Below are 14,438 nucleotides of genomic sequence, written 5' to 3' on the forward strand. Positions count from 1 at the left end.
CGCCCGAGCCGACCGACGACGAGGACTGGCCGCACCCCGCGCGTCCCGCGGCGCCCGCCGCGGCGGCGACCCGGGTCGAGCAGCCCCGCCCGGAGGCGGCCGCACCGCGCGCCGCGGCCGAGTCCTCGCCCGCGCCGCGCGGCGGGGAGCCGACGCCGGTGGTCTCGGCCAACCTGGCGCAGCCGGCCGCCGACGGCGAGCTGACCACCACCGACGTCCGCCGGGTGTGGCCGGAGCTGCTGAAGGTCGTGCGCGGCCACAAGCGGACGACGGAGGCGCTGCTGAAGAGCGCCCAGGTGCACGACCTGGGCAACGGCACCCTCACCCTGGCCGCCACCTCGCCGGCGCTGGCCAAGATGCTCGGCGACGACCTGAACAAGGACGTCGTGCGCCAGGCGCTGCAGGAGCTGCTCGGCGTGCGCTGGAAGGTGCAGGTCGTCGTCGAGGGCGCGGCCCGCAGCGGTGCGCCGCCGGTGGCCCCGGAGGTCGCGCGGGAGGCCGCCCGCGCCGCCGAGGCCGCGGAGGCGCGCGAGCTCATGGCCGAGCGGGCGGCGGAGGATCCCGGCGGGGACGCCGAGGCGGCCCCGGCCGTCGACCCCGAGCAGGCGGCGCTGTCACTCTTGCGCACCCAGCTCGGGGCCCGGCCGATCGACGACTGACCTCGCTCAGCCGCGGGCGAGGATCTCGTCGAGGCGCTCGTAGCCCTCGCGGACCCCGACCTCCATGCCGCTGGCGACGAAGGCGTCCCGGTCGGCGAAGGAGTCGACCAGCGACGTCGCGGTCAGCCGGGTGCGGCCGTCGCCGAGGTCCTCGAGGACGAGCTTCTCCAGCGCGACGCCGTCGGGCATGCCCTCGAAGGTGAAGGTCTGCACGATCAGCTCGTCGGGGCGCACCTCGTGGAAGCAGCCGCGGAAGCCGTACTCCTGGCCCTCGTGGAGGGACACGTACCGCCAGGAGCCGCCGGTGCGGCAGTCCCACTCGTCGATCCGGTTCTGCGTGCTCCGCGGACCCATCCACTGGGCCACCAGCTCGGGGTCGGTGTGCGCGCGGAAGACCTTCGACGGCGGGGCGTCGAACTCGCGGATGATCCGGACGGCCGGCACCTCCTGGTCGACGACGATCCGGGTCTCGTGGTGCTGGGTGGTGGTCATGACGGGTTTCCCTCCGGGGATGTGGGTGGCACGGGCCCGACGTCGTCCGGCATGGACCGGAGGACGTCGTCGAGACGGCGGTAGCGCTCCTCGGCCTGGCGGCGATAGCGCTCGATCCACTTGGTCATGAGGTCGAAGACCTCGGCTTCCAGGTGCACCGGGCGACGCTGGGCGTCGCGGCTGCGGCTGACCAGGCCGGCGTCCTCCAGCACCCGCAGGTGCTTGGAGACGGCCTGGACGCTGACGTCGTAGGGCTCGGCGAGCTCGCCGACCGTGGCGTCGGCAACCGCGAGCCGGGCGACCATGTCGCGCCGGGTCGGATCGGCCAGGGCCGCGAAGACCCGGGACAGCGGATCGGCGGCCATCGGGTGGACCTCCCCTCTTCGTTCAACCAATCGGTTGAAAATGAGGGTGAACCCCTGCCGTGGCGTTGTCAACCCCTTGGTTGAAGAACGGTCCGCGGCTCGTCGTCCCGGCGTTCGTCGTACCCGCGGCCTAGGCTCGGGTCATGTTCCCCGGTGGCCAGCCCGACATGTCGCAGCTGCTCCAGCAGGCGCAGCAGATGCAGCAGCAACTGGCTGCCGCGCAGGAACAGCTGGCGCACGAGACGGTCACCGGCTCGGCCGGTGGCGGCCTGGTCACCGCGACGATGACCGGCCAGGGCGAGCTCGCCGCGGTCACCATCGCCCCCGAGGCGGTCGACCCCGCCGACGTCGAGACGCTGCAGGACCTCGTGGTCGCCGCGGTCCGCGACGCCTCCCGCCAGGCCAACGAACTCACCGCCAGCCGGATGGGGCCGCTCGCCGGCGGCCTCGGCGGCGGCCTGGGGTTGCCCGGCCTCTGAGCCGCGGCGACCCCTCCCCGAGGAGAGGAACACCGTGTACGAGGGGGCCGTCCAGGACCTCATCGACGAGCTCGGCCGGCTGCCCGGCGTCGGGCCGAAGAGCGCGCAGCGCATCGCCTTCCACCTGCTCGCGTCCGAGTCCGCCGACGTGAGCCGGCTGGTGTCGGCGCTGCAGCGCGTGCAGGCCGAGGTCCGCTTCTGCGTCACCTGCTACAACGTCGCCGAGGGTGAGCAGTGCCGGATCTGTCGCGACCCGCGGCGTACCGACGACGTCATCTGCGTCGTCGAGGAGCCCAAGGACGTCGTCGCCATCGAGCGCACCCGCGAGTTCCGCGGCCGCTACCACGTGCTCGGCGGCGCGATCAGCCCGATCGAGGGTGTCGGCCCCGACGACCTGCGGGTCAAGGAGCTCATGACCCGGCTGATGAGCGGGACGGTGACCGAGCTGATCATCGCCACCGACCCCAACCTGGAGGGCGAGGCGACCGCCGCCTACCTCGCGCGGCTGGTCGGCCCGATGGGGCTGGCGGTCTCCCGGCTGGCCAGTGGCCTGCCGGTGGGTGGGGACCTCGAGTACGCCGACGAGGTGACCCTCGGCCGGGCGTTCGAGGGCCGTCGCCGCATCGACGCCTGAACCTCCCGGCGGTTTCCGCGGAAACCGCCGGTCCAGGCCGCGGAGTCACGAGGCGATAACAGTGGTCGCCGGGATTCCTGAGCCCCGTCGGCTCTGTGCTACGCATGGGTAACCAACACCCATACCCCGCTGGAACTGGACGTTGTCCGGCGTGCGCGGCGGTTCTCAGGAAGAACGAAGGTAGGCGGATGACTCCCGTTTCGACCGGGCGGCGCGTGCGCACCGCCACGGCGGGTCTCGCGGTCACCGCGCTGGCGCTGACCGCGTGCGGTGGCAGCGACGGTGACGGCGGTGGCTCGGGCAGCGGCGGCAGCGGCGACGCGCTGACGATCGGCACCAGCGACAAGATCACCACGATCGACCCGGCGGGCTCCTACGACAACGGCTCGTTCGCCGTCATGAACCAGGTGTTCCCGTTCCTGATGAACACCGACTACGGCAGCCCGGACGTCGAGCCCGACATCGCCGAGTCGGCCGAGTTCACCTCGCCGACCCAGTACACGGTCACCCTGAAGTCGGGCCTGAACTGGGCCAACGGCAACGACCTGACCTCCTCGGACGTCAAGTTCTCGTTCGACCGCATGGTCGCGATCAACGACCCGAACGGCCCGGCCGCGCTGCTGGCCAACCTCGCCAGCGTCGACGCCCCCGACGAGACGACCGTCGTCTTCAACCTGAACTCGGGCAACGACCAGACGTTCCCGCAGATCCTGTCGAGCCCGGTCGGCCCCATCGTCGACGAGGACGTCTTCTCGGCGACCGAGCTGACCCCCGACCAGGAGATCGTCGACGGCAACGCCTTCCACGGCCCGTACACGATCACCAACTACGACCAGAACAACCTGATCTCCTACGAGGCCTACCCCGACTACCAGGGCCTCCTGGGCGCGCCGAAGACCGAGCAGGTCAACGTCCGCTACTACGCCGACGCGTCGAACCTCAAGCTGGACATCGAGGAGGGCAACATCGACGTCGCCTTCCGCAGCCTCAGCGCGACCGACATCGACGACCTGCGCGGCAACGACGAGGTCGAGGTCGTGGACGGCCCCGGCGGCGAGATCCGCTACATCGTCTTCAACTTCAACACCCAGCCCTTCGGCGCCACCCAGCCCGACGCCGACCCGGCCAAGGCGCTCGCCGTCCGCCAGGCCGTCGCCCACCTGATCGACCGCAACGAGCTGGCCGAGCAGGTCTACCGGGGCACGTACACCCCGCTGTACTCCTTCGTCGCCGAGGGCCTGACCGGCGCCGCCACCCCGCTGCGCGACCTCTACGGCGACGGCAACGGCGGCCCGGACGCCGACAAGGCGGCCCAGGTGCTCCAGCAGGCCGGCGTGACCACCCCGGTGCAGCTGAGCCTGCAGTACTCCAACGACCACTACGGGCCGTCCTCCGGTGACGAGTACGCCCTGATCAAGGACCAGCTGGAGTCCACCGGCCTGTTCCAGGTCGACCTGCAGACCACCGAGTGGGTGCAGTACTCCGAGGACCGCGTCGCCGACGTCTACCCGGCCTACCAGCTGGGCTGGTTCCCGGACTACTCCGACGCCGACAACTACCTGTCGCCGTTCTTCCGCACGGAGAACTTCCTCGGCAACCACTACACCAACCAGCAGGTCAACGACATGATCCTGCAGCAGCTGGCCACGCCCGACCCGGCCCAGCGCACCGCCCTGATCGAGCAGATCCAGCAGATGGTGGCGCAGGACCTCTCCACCGTGCCGTACCTGCAGGGCGCGCAGGTCGCCGTCGTCCGGACGGGTGTGGAGGGTGCGTCGGACACGCTCGACGCGTCCTTCAAGTTCCGCTACGGCGCCCTCAGCCGGGGCTGACCGCAGCGGCCTGAGAAGGTAGCGCCACCGGCCCCGGGTGACCCCGCCGCCACGGCGGGGCCACCCGGGGCCTCCCATGTGCGCACCGCCGCACGGACGGAAGTGAAGGCATGACCACAGCGACCGAGCTCGCGCCCGGCGACCCGGCCCAGGAGGACGCACCGGCGTCGCGGAAGCGCCGCGGCGGCGGGGGCCTGGGCAGCTACCTCGTGATCCGCTTCCTGCTGATCATCCCCACCGTCTTCATCCTGGTGACGACGGTCTTCTTCCTCATGCGCTCGACCGGTGACCCGATCACCGCCGCACTGGGTGGTCGGCTGACCGCGGCGCAGCTCGCGGAGCGCGTGGCGGAGGCCGGCTACGACCGGCCGCTGCTGGTCCAGTACGTCGAGTACCTGGGCAACGTCTTCACCGGCGATTTCGGGACGACGCTGTCGGACCGCCGCCCGGTCCTCGAGGTGCTCACGACCTTCGGGACGGCCACCCTCGAGCTGACGTTCTACGCGCTGCTCGTCGCGTTCGGCGTCGGCATCCCGCTGGGCCGGCTGGCCGCCTACACGCGGGACAGGTGGCCCGACGCGATCATGCGGGTCTTCGCGATCTTCTGCTACGCGACGCCGGTGTTCTTCACCGGCCTGGTGCTCAAGCTCGTCTTCGCCAGCGGGCTGGGCTGGCTGCCGGTCGCGGGCCGGGCATCGACCCGTGCCGAGATCGAGCTGCAGTTCCTCGACAACCCGACCGGGATCTACCTGATCGACGCGATCCGGCTGGGCGACCCCGAGGTGATCCGGGACGTGCTGGAGCACGCCGTCCTGCCCGCCATCGCGCTGGGCCTGCTCACCGCCGGGGTCTTCCTGCGGCTGGTGCGCACCAACGTCATCGGCACGCTCGGCATGGGCTACGTCGAGGCGGCCCGCTCCCGCGGCGTCGCCGAGCGGCGGCTGCTGCGCAAGCACGCCTACCGGCCTGCGCTGATCCCGATCATCACCGTCATCGGCCTGCAGGTGGCGCTGCTCATGGGTGGGGCGGTGCTCACCGAGACCACGTTCGAGTGGAAGGGCCTGGGCTTCCAGCTGGCCGAGTACCTGCAGGCGCGCGACTTCGTGGCCGTGCAGGGCATCGTCGCCCTGCTGGCGGTCATCGTCGCGGTGACCAACTTCGTCGTCGACGTGATCGCCGCGCTCATCGACCCCCGGGTGAGGTACTGATGGCCACCGCCGTGACCGGCCTCGACGACCGGGCCCCCGTTCCCGACCCCGCCCGCCGGGGCTGGCGGCGGCTGCCCGTCGTCCACCAGCTGCGGCAGAGCGTCGGGCTGCAGCGCGGGATGCTCGTCGCCGGGCTGGCCCTGACCGGCGTCTTCCTGCTCACCGCGCTGTTCGCGCCGCTGCTGGCTCCCTACGGCTACAGCCAGCTGCGCGACGCCGACGGGCCGTTCGGCGCCCAGCAGCCGCCCTCGTCGGAGCACTGGCTCGGGACCACCGTCGGAGGCTACGACGTGCTCAGCCGGTTGCTCTACGGGTCCCGGACCGCGCTGCTGGTGATCGTGACCGCGCTCGTGCTGTCGTTCTTCGTCGGCGTCCTGATCGGCCTGCTCTCCGGGTACTTCGGCGGCTGGCTCGACCGCGTGCTCGTCGTCGTCTGCGACGCGGTCTACGCGTTCCCCTCCCTGCTGCTGGCCATCATCGTGGCGATCGTGATCAGCGGCGGGCAGTCGAGCCTGATCGGCGGCATCCTGGCCGCGTCGATCGCGATCACCGTGGTGTTCATCCCGCAGTACTTCCGGGTGGTGCGCGCCGAGACGGTGCGGATCAAGAACGAGGCGTTCGTGGAGTCCGCCCGCGTCGTCGGCGCCGGCCACTGGCGGATCATGACCCGGCACGTGCTGCGCAACGCCACCCGCACGCTGCCGCTGATCCTCACGCTCAACGCCTCCGAGGCGATCCTCACCCTCGCCGGGCTGGGCTTCCTCGGCTTCGGCATCGAGCCGACCGCGGCCGCGGAGTGGGGCGCCGACCTCAACCGGTCGCTGTCCGACGTGAGCAGCGGGATCTGGTGGACGGCGGTCTTCCCGGGCTCGGCGATCGTGCTCGTCGTGCTCGGCCTGACGCTGGTCGGGGAGAGCCTCAACGACCTCGCCGACCCACGGCTGCGCAGCCGGCGGGCCGCCGAGGCCGGAGAGACGGCGGAGACGCCGGTCGTGCCCGGCGGTCCGCTGGATCCCGCCGGTGTGGACGTCGCCCGGGTCCTGGGCGCAGGAGGGGTGAGCTGGTGACCACAACCGGCGACGACGTCCTGGGCATCGAGAACCTGTCGGTCAGCTTCGCCACCGACGCCGGCACGATCACCGCCGTCCAGGACGTCAGCCTGTCCGTCGCGTCCGGCGAGGTGCTCGCCGTCGTGGGGGAGAGCGGCAGCGGCAAGACGGTGACCGCGCGCAGCATCCTCGGGCTGCTGCCGGAGACCGCCACCACCCGCGGCGCGGTGGTGCTGCGCAGCAAGGACGGAACGGCGGAACACGACGTCGTCACGCTGTCCCGCCGGCAGTTGGGGGACGTGCGTGGTCGCGACGCCGCCATGGTGTTCCAGGAGCCGTCGACCGCGCTCAACCCGGTCTACCCGGTGGGCTGGCAGATCGCCGAGGGCCTGCGCGCGCACGGGAAGTACAGCCGCAAGGAGGCCCGCGCCAAGGCGATCGACGTCCTGCGCCGGGTCGGCATCCCCGACCCCGAGGAGCGGGTGGACCACTACCCGCACCAGTTCTCCGGCGGGCAGAAGCAGCGCATCGTCATCGCGCAGGCGCTCGTGCTCGACCCCGGCGTGATCATCGCCGACGAGCCGACCACCGCCCTGGACGTGACCGTTCAGGCCGAGATCCTCGACCTGCTGCGCCGCTGCCGCGACGAGTTCGGGGCGGCGATCGTGCTGATCACGCACAACATGGGCGTCGTCGCCGACCTCGCCGACCGGGTGGCGGTCATGTTCCAGGGCCGCATCGTGGAGCAGGCCGACGTCCGGACGCTGTTCGCCACGCCGCAGGACGACTACACCCGGCAGCTGCTCGGCTCGGTGCCGCGGCTCGGCGAGGGCCGGGCGCGGGCGGTCGAGCGGGCCGCGCGGCGGCCCGTGGGCTGGAGTGCGTCGGCGCCGGTGGTCGAGGCCCGCGACCTGCGGATCGTGTACCCGGGGCGGCTGCGGCGTCCGGACTTCGTCGCCGTCGACGGGGTCAGCTTCGCGATCAGGCCCGGGGAGGTGCTCGGGCTCGTCGGGGAGAGCGGCAGCGGCAAGACGACGATCGGCCGGGCGATCGCCGGGCTGACCACGGTCACCGGCGGGTCGCTGTCGGTCCTCGGCACCGAGATGAACGGCGTCAAGCAGCGGACCTTCCGGCCGGTGCGCCGGCGGATCGGGTTCGTCTTCCAGGACCCCGCGTCCAGCTTCAACCCGCTGCTCACCATCGCCGAGGCGGTCGCCGAGCCGCTGGTGGTCAACGGCAAGGCCGACGACCCGGGGTCCGCGCGCGAGCGGGTGGACGAGCTGCTGGAGGCGGTGCAGCTGCCGAAGAGCTTCGGGGACCGCTTTCCGCACGAGCTCTCCGGCGGGCAGCGCCAGCGGGCCAGCCTGGCGCGGTCGCTGGCGCTGGATCCCGAGCTGCTCATCGCCGACGAGCCGACCTCGGCGCTGGACGTGTCGGTGCAGGCCCGCGTGCTGGAGCTGTTCGCCGAGCTGCAGCGGGAGCTGGGCTTCGCCTGCCTGTTCATCAGCCACGACCTGGCCGTCGTCGACCTGCTCGCCGACCGGATCGCGGTGCTCTACCGCGGCCGGCTGGTCGAGGAGGGGACGGGGGCGGAGGTGCTCGGCGCGCCGCAGCACCCCTACACGCAGCGGCTGCTGGCCTCGCTGCCGGTGCCGGACCCCGACGAGCAGGCCCGCCGCCGGGCGGTCTGGCAGCAGCTGCGCTGAGGCAAAGGAAGCTCTGCCCACGTCGTGGCCGCCGGGACGTGGGAAGAGCTTCCTGTGCCTCACTCGACGACGACGTGGTCCCCGCGGCGCAGCGCCCGGCGCACCCGCAGCCGCAGCACCCGGCCGTAGGCGCGGACGAACTGCGTGTAGCCCGGCGTCGGTCCGTGGTAGCCGAGGAAGCCGCGCGGGCCCCGGACCATCTCCCCGGTGCGGACGTCGTAGCGGCTCTGGTGCCACGGGCAGACCAGGCAGCCGTCCGCGTCGATGCTGCCCTCCGACAGGTCGGCCAGCTGGTGCCGGCAGCGCCGGGAGACGGCGAAGTAGTCCCCGTCGCGGTTGCCGACCGCCCAGTCGCCGACGCGGCGCACCGCCCCCCGTGGCAGGTCGGCGGCGGGGATGCGGTCGGGCTCGGTCATGAGGACCTCCACGGGCTCGGGGCCGGGGTCCTACCCCGCGCGGGCCGGATCCACGTGCCCGGCTGGGTAGGGTCGCCGCACGTTCCCCTCCCGGAGGTCCCCTGTGCGCCGGCTGTCCGTCGTCCTCGCCTCGCTGGCTGCCGTGGTGCTGCTCGGCGGCGGCGCCGCGCTGGCCGAGCCGCCCTTCGACGTGCCGGCGCAGGTGACCGACCGGGTGGGCGCGCTGTCGGGGGACGAGGCGGAGGTGCAGGACGCGCTCGACCAGCTGCAGGCCGACGAGGGCACCCAGCTGTTCGTCGTCCACGTGTCCACGTTCGGCGGGGTGGAGCCCGGGCTGTGGGCGCAGGAGACCGCCGCGGCGTCCGGCCTCGGCCGCACCGACGCGCTGTACGCGGTCGCGGTCGACGACCGGCGTTACGCCTACTGGGTCGACGACGAGTTCCCGATGTCGAACGCCGAGATCGACGAGCTGCTGGTGTCCGACGTCGAGCCGCGGCTGGCCGACGACGACTGGGCCGGCGCGGCGATCGCGTTCGCCGACGGGCTCGACGCGGGGCAGAGCCGGAGCGGCGCCGGCACCGTCCTGCTGGTCGGCGGGTTGGCGGCGGTCGCCGGCGGTGCCTACCTCGTCGCGCGGTCGCGGCGGCGCAGGGCGCGGGCGCCCGAGACCCGCCGGCTGGAGCAACCCGACCCGCACGCCGGCGTCCCCACCGAGCAGCTGCAGGCGCAGGCCAGCACCGCGCTGCTGGAGCTCGACGAGGCGGTCAAGACCTCCCAGCTCGACCTCGACTTCGCCCGGCTGCAGTACGGGGAGGAGGCGGTCGCCGGGTTCGCCGAGGCGCTGACCACCTCCACGCAGGAGCTGACCCGGGCGTTCACCCTCCGCCAGCAGCTGGACGACGAGATCCCCGAGGACGAGCCCCAGACCCGGCGGATCCTGGCCGAGATGCTGCAGCTCACCGCGGCCGCGGACGCCCGGCTGGACGAGCAGGCCGAGGCCTTCGACCGGCTGCGCGACCTCGAGCGCACGGCGCCGCAGGCCCTCGACGCCCTGGACTCGCGGATCACGGCGCTGCGCGGGCGGCTGCCGGCCGACGAGGAGCGGTTCGCCGTCCTGCAGCGGCGCTACGCACCCGCTGCGCTCGCTCCGGTGGCCGACAACCCGGCCGAGGCGCGGGCCCGGCTGGCCGCCGCCGAGCAGGAGGTGGCCGAGGCCCGCGCGGAGCTGGCCGCCGGCCGCGCGGGCTCCGCGGTGGGCGACATCCGCGCGGCCGAGGACGCCGTCGCGCAGACCGGCACGCTGCTCGACGCCGTCGGCCGGCTGGCGACGGACCTGGACACCGCCGGCACCCGGGTCGCCGAGGTGCGGGCGGAGACCGAGAAGGACCTCGCCGAGGCCCGGGCGCTGCTCAGCGGCGGCACGGACGGCGGGCTGCGCCCCCAGATCGCCCGCGCCGAGACCGCCCTCGCCTCGGCCGACGCCGCGCTGCGGCCCCCGGACGGCTCGCTGCCCGACCCGCTCGCCGCACTCCGCCAGCTGGAGGAGGCCGACATCGCGCTCGAGCAGGCGCTCTCGGTCGCCCGCGACGCGGCCACCCAGGCCCGCCGGGCCGCGGCGTCCCTGGACCAGGCGCTGTTGGCCGCGCGGTCCGGGATCGCGGCCGCCGGCGACTTCATCAGCACCCGCCGGGGCGCCGTGGGAGCCGAGGCGCGCACCCGGCTGGCCGAGGCGCAGCGCCACCTCGACCTGGCCGTCGCCCAGGGCGCGGCCGACCCGGTGAGCGCGCTGCGCGAGGCCCACCAGGCCGACTCGTTGGCCCAGCAGGCGCTGGGGCAGGCGCAGTCCGACGTCTCGCGCTGGTCCGGCGGCTCCGGCCCCGGCGGCTACGGGCCCGGTGGCGGCTACGGGCCCGGCGGGTTCGCCGGCGGGGGGTACGGCGGTGGCCGGGGCGGCGTGGACCTCGGCAGCCTGGTGCTCGGCGGCATCCTCTTCGGTGGCGGCGGCGGGTCGCGTGGCGGCGGCTTCGGGAGCGGCGGCTTCGGTGGCGGCGGCTTCGGGAGCGGCGGGTCCGGCGGCGGTGGCGGACGGCGGTCGGGCAGCTTCGGTGGGTCGCGCAGCCGTGGCCGGTCCGGGGGCGGTCGCTTCTGAGCCGGTGGAAATCGTGGCGAAGGGGCCCGCGCCCCCCTGGGAACTGTCGGACCCCGGTGGAACGGTGTCCTCCCCACACCACCAGGAGGAGACATGCCCACTCGGAACACCCCGTGGCCCGCCGGCACCCCGTGCTGGGTCGACTACGGCGCCTCCGACATGGACGCGGCGAAGGACTTCTACGGCCGGCTGTTCGGCTGGGAGTACACCGGCGGCGAGCCCGAGTTCGGGGGCTACCTCAACGCGACGAAGAACGGCGAGGCCGCGGTGGGGATGGGCCCGCTGATGAACCCCGGTGACTCGCCGAGCTGGACGACGTACTTCGCCACCGACGACGCGCAGGCGAGCGCCACCCGCATCCGGGAGGCCGGCGGCACCGTGGTCGTCGAGCCGATGGAGGTCGGGCCGATGGGCACGATGACCATCGCGATCGATCCGCAGGGCAACTCGTTCGGGCTCTGGCAGTCCGGCACGCACACCGGCGCACGGATCCACAACGAGGCCGGCGCGCTGGCCTGGAACGAGGCGATGGCCGACGACGCGGCCGCGGCCCGCGAGTTCTACACCGCCGTCTTCGGCTTCACCTACGACGCGGTGGACGGCGGCGGCGACATGGACTACACGACCTTCTCCACCGGCGGGAACCCGCTCGGCGGGCTGGGGGCGGCCTCACCGGACCTGCCCAAGGGCTGGCTGACCTGCTTCTCCGTCGACTCCGCCGACGACGCCACCGCGGCGGTGGAGGCCGCGGGCGGGAAGGTGCTCATGCCGCCGATGGACACCCCGTGGGGCCGGTTCGCCGTGCTCGCCGACCCGTGGGGCGCCCCGTTCGAGGTGATGGGCGAGGTGACCGCCGAGGCGGCACAGGGCTGAGGTCCGCGGTCGGTGGCCGGGCGCACGTCACGGCGCCCGGCCACGGGCCGATCACCCGCGCAGCTGGCCGTAGGTGTGCTCGGGCCGGAAGCGGACCACCAGCCGGCGGTCGGCGACCATCGCCGTGCGGTACTCGTCCCAGTTCTCGTGCTCGCCGGAGACGCCCCGGTAGTAGGTGATCAACTCCTCCACCGTGGCGTCGTGCGGCTCGGCGGCAACCGGGGTGAGGTCGGCGGTCCCCTCGACGGCCACCCAGGTCCAGAAGTCCTTCGACGCGACGTGCAGGGTGACCCGCGGGTCGGCCTGCAGGTTGCGGGTCTTGGCGCGGTCGGCGGTCACCGAGACGCGGATCAGCTGGGTCTCGCGGTCGTAGGCGTAGCCCACGTTGGAGACCTGGGGGCGGCCGTCGCGCTTGACGGTGACGAGCACGCCCCAGCGGTGGTCGGCGACGACGTCGAGCATCCGGGGGTCGACGGTCATCAGCGTTCCCTCCCGCGCGGCTTGAGCGGCACCGGCGGCAGCGGCGGCGCCGACAGTCGCTCCCCCTCGTAGCCGACGACGGCGCCGAACCGGTCGTCCTCGGCGTTCCACCGCTGCGCGTAGTCGGCGATCTCCTCGCCGCTGCGCCCGACGAAGTTCCACCACATGACGATCCGCTCCTCGAACGGCTCCCCACCGAGCAGCAGCAGGCGGGCGGCCTCGCCGGCGCGCACCCGGATCGACCGCCGTCCGGTGCCCAGGTAGAGCATCGCCCCGTGGTCCAGCGGCGCGCCCTCGACCGACGCCGCGCCCGACGAGGCGAGCACCGCGCACTCGAAGTCCGGTTCCAGCGGCAGCTCGACGTCGGCACCGGGGGAGAGGTCGAGGTCGGCGCCGACCAGCGGGGTGTGCGCCGTCCCGGGGGAGGTGGCCCCGCCGAGCGACCCCATGAGCACGGTGGTGGTCAGCCCGTCGGAGGTGAAGCCGGGCAGCGCGTCGTGGTGGGCGAAGGCCGGCGCGGTGTCGCGGGCGGCGTCCGGCAGCGCCACCCACAGCTGCGCGCCGTGCAGGAAGCGCGGGTGCGGGTGAGGGGACTGCTCGGAGTGCGCGATGCCGTGGCCGGCGGTCATGAGCGCCAGCTCCCCGGGCCGCACGCGGGCGTCGCTGCCGAGGGAGTCGCGGTGGTGGATCTCGCCCTCCAGCAGCCAGGACACCGTCTGCAGGCCGGTGTGCGGGTGCGGCGGCACCTGCATGCCCGAGCCGGCGGCGATGTCGTCGGGGCCGTAGTGGTCGACGAACGCCCACGCGCCGACCAGCCGCCGGCCCAGCGTCGGCAGCAGCCGGCGCACGCGGGTGCTCTCCCCGAGCACGACCTCCCTGCCGGGCAGCAGGTCGAGCACCGGGCCGGCGGGCGTGCCGTCCAGCCCGCCCAGCTCCTGGGCGGGCGGGCGGCGGTCGAGGTTGCTCACGACGTCCTCCTCGAGGCCGGGGACGGCCATCTCGAGCCCTACGCGTCCTGGCCGGATTCTCCCCGCACGCCGCCGTGCGGGACGTGCTGGGCGGGGATCGTGCCCAGCCGGCCGGCCTGGAAGTCGGTGAACGCGTCCATGACCTCCTGCCGGGTGTTCATCACGAACGGCCCGTACATGGCGATCGGCTCCCGGATCGGCTGCCCGCCCAGGACGACGACGTCCAGCGCCGGGGTCCGCGACTCCTGGGCGACCGCGCCGCTGACCGTGACCGTGTCTCCCGGGCCGAAGACGGCGAGCTGCCCGGTGCGGACCGGGTGCGCGTCGACGCCGACCGACCCGGCGCCGGAGAGCACGTAGACCAGCGCGTTGAAGTCCGGCCGCCACGGCAGGTCGAGGGTCGCGCCGGGTGCGATCGTCGCGTGCACCATCGCCATGGGCGTGTACGTCGAGCCCGGTCCGCGGTGGCCGGCGACGTCCCCGGCGATGACCCGCAGGAAGGCACCGGCGTCCGGGCTGGCCAGCAGCACCGACTCGTCGGCGCGCAGGTCCTGGTAGCGCGGCTCGACCCACTTCTGCGCCTTCGGCAGGTTGACCCACAACTGCAGGCCGTGGAACAGGCCGCCGCTGACCACCAGGTGCTCCGGCGGCCGCTCGATGTGCAGCACGCCGCCGCCGGCGGTCATCCACTGGGTGTCGCCGTTGCTGATCGTGCCGCCGCCGCCGTGGGAGTCGGCGTGCTCGAAGGTGCCGTCGATGATGTAGGTGACGGTCTCGAAGCCGCGGTGCGGGTGCCAGGAGGTGCCCTTCGGCTCACCCGGCGCGTACTCCACCTCGCCCATCTGGTCCATGTGGATGAACGGGTCGAGGTCGCGCAGGTCGACCCCGGCGAAGGCCCGGCGGACGGGGAAGCCCTCGCCCTCGAACCCGGACGGCGCGGTGGTCACCGACCGGACCCGGCGGCGCACCGTCCCCGGTGCGGGCGCGGGGACGCGGGGCAGGGCGGTGGTGTCCTCGACGGTCACGGCGGGCATGCCGGCCTCCTGTGGTTGAGAGCTCAACTAGCGACGACTGTAGCGCTCCGCCACCCGATTGTCTTCCCGCCTCCGCCCCGGCGGGTTTGGCCGC

Annotated in this window: 14 protein-coding genes and 1 pseudogene; 9 read left to right on the forward strand and 6 right to left on the reverse strand. The window is 73.6% G+C overall.

Annotated elements, in window-relative coordinates; translation table 11 throughout:
- Positions 1–659 (forward strand): annotated as a pseudogene (locus tag MY526_RS03205) (DNA polymerase III subunit gamma/tau); the annotation flags it as partial.
- A gap of 6 nt (positions 660–665) precedes the next feature.
- Here the strand turns inward: MY526_RS03205 and MY526_RS03210 are convergent.
- Complete coding sequence (locus MY526_RS03210; RefSeq protein ID WP_436703236.1) at positions 666–1,151, reverse strand: SRPBCC family protein; 486 nt, start codon at positions 1,149–1,151, stop codon at positions 666–668.
- Positions 1,148–1,516, reverse strand: a complete 369-nt coding sequence (locus MY526_RS03215; protein ID WP_436689025.1) for a metalloregulator ArsR/SmtB family transcription factor — start codon at positions 1,514–1,516, stop codon at positions 1,148–1,150. Before MY526_RS03215 ends, MY526_RS03210 begins: the two co-directional genes overlap by 4 nt.
- Positions 1,517–1,659: 143 nt before the next feature.
- Here MY526_RS03215 and MY526_RS03220 point away from each other — a divergent pair, with 143 nt between their 5' ends.
- From MY526_RS03220 to MY526_RS03245, 6 genes are all read left to right on the forward strand, one after another.
- Positions 1,660–1,995 (forward strand): YbaB/EbfC family nucleoid-associated protein, encoded by a 336-nt coding sequence (locus MY526_RS03220; RefSeq protein WP_436689027.1) that lies wholly within the window; start codon positions 1,660–1,662, stop codon positions 1,993–1,995.
- 34 nt (positions 1,996–2,029) lie between these two features.
- The gene (gene recR / locus MY526_RS03225; protein ID WP_436689029.1) at positions 2,030–2,629 is read left to right on the forward strand and encodes a recombination mediator RecR; all 600 of its coding nucleotides are present in this window, start codon (positions 2,030–2,032) and stop codon (positions 2,627–2,629) included.
- 188 nt (positions 2,630–2,817) lie between these two features.
- Positions 2,818–4,461, forward strand: a complete 1,644-nt coding sequence (locus MY526_RS03230) for an ABC transporter substrate-binding protein (RefSeq protein ID WP_436703237.1) — start codon at positions 2,818–2,820, stop codon at positions 4,459–4,461.
- Positions 4,462–4,571: 110 nt separating this feature from the next.
- Positions 4,572–5,669 carry an ABC transporter permease gene (locus MY526_RS03235; RefSeq protein WP_436689033.1) on the forward strand — a complete coding sequence of 366 codons (1,098 nt, stop codon included), beginning with the start codon at positions 4,572–4,574 and terminating at the stop codon, positions 5,667–5,669.
- Entirely contained in the window at positions 5,669–6,736 is a 1,068-nt protein-coding gene (locus MY526_RS03240) for an ABC transporter permease (protein WP_436689035.1), read from the forward strand. Before MY526_RS03235 ends, MY526_RS03240 begins: the two co-directional genes overlap by 1 nt.
- Positions 6,733–8,424: a dipeptide ABC transporter ATP-binding protein gene (locus MY526_RS03245; protein ID WP_436689037.1), complete on the forward strand. Its 1,692-nt coding sequence runs from the start codon at positions 6,733–6,735 to the stop codon at positions 8,422–8,424. The genes MY526_RS03240 and MY526_RS03245 overlap by 4 nt, the downstream gene beginning before the upstream one ends.
- A gap of 59 nt (positions 8,425–8,483) precedes the next feature.
- Here the strand turns inward: MY526_RS03245 and MY526_RS03250 are convergent, their stop codons facing one another.
- Complete coding sequence (locus MY526_RS03250; RefSeq protein WP_436689039.1) at positions 8,484–8,840, reverse strand: Rieske (2Fe-2S) protein; 357 nt, start codon at positions 8,838–8,840, stop codon at positions 8,484–8,486.
- A 103-nt stretch (positions 8,841–8,943) separates the two neighbouring features.
- Between MY526_RS03250 and MY526_RS03255 the strand changes: the two genes are divergently transcribed.
- Together MY526_RS03255 and MY526_RS03260 are read left to right on the forward strand one after the other, a co-directional pair.
- Positions 8,944–10,989: a TPM domain-containing protein gene (locus MY526_RS03255; protein WP_436689041.1), complete on the forward strand. Its 2,046-nt coding sequence runs from the start codon at positions 8,944–8,946 to the stop codon at positions 10,987–10,989.
- A gap of 93 nt (positions 10,990–11,082) precedes the next feature.
- A complete protein-coding gene (locus MY526_RS03260) occupies positions 11,083–11,862 on the forward strand; it encodes a VOC family protein (protein ID WP_436703238.1) in 780 nt (259 codons plus the stop codon).
- 51 nt (positions 11,863–11,913) lie between these two features.
- On the opposite strand, the gene MY526_RS03265 is transcribed toward MY526_RS03260, so the two are convergent.
- From MY526_RS03265 to MY526_RS03275, 3 genes are read right to left on the reverse strand one after another with little or no spacing between them, the layout of a single operon-like run.
- Entirely contained in the window at positions 11,914–12,342 is a 429-nt protein-coding gene (locus MY526_RS03265) for a PPOX class F420-dependent oxidoreductase (RefSeq protein ID WP_436689045.1), read from the reverse strand.
- A complete protein-coding gene (locus tag MY526_RS03270) occupies positions 12,342–13,310 on the reverse strand; it encodes a pirin family protein (RefSeq protein ID WP_436689047.1) in 969 nt (322 codons plus the stop codon). The genes MY526_RS03265 and MY526_RS03270 overlap by 1 nt, the downstream gene beginning before the upstream one ends.
- 38 nt (positions 13,311–13,348) lie before the next feature.
- On the reverse strand, positions 13,349–14,344 hold the full coding sequence (locus tag MY526_RS03275; protein WP_436689049.1) for a pirin family protein: 996 nt from the start codon (positions 14,342–14,344) through the stop codon (positions 13,349–13,351).
- Positions 14,345–14,438: the final 94 nt, after the last annotated feature.

Source organism: Geodermatophilus sp. CPCC 205761, assembly GCF_051383655.1.
Classification (GTDB): Bacteria; Actinomycetota; Actinomycetes; order Mycobacteriales; family Geodermatophilaceae; genus Geodermatophilus.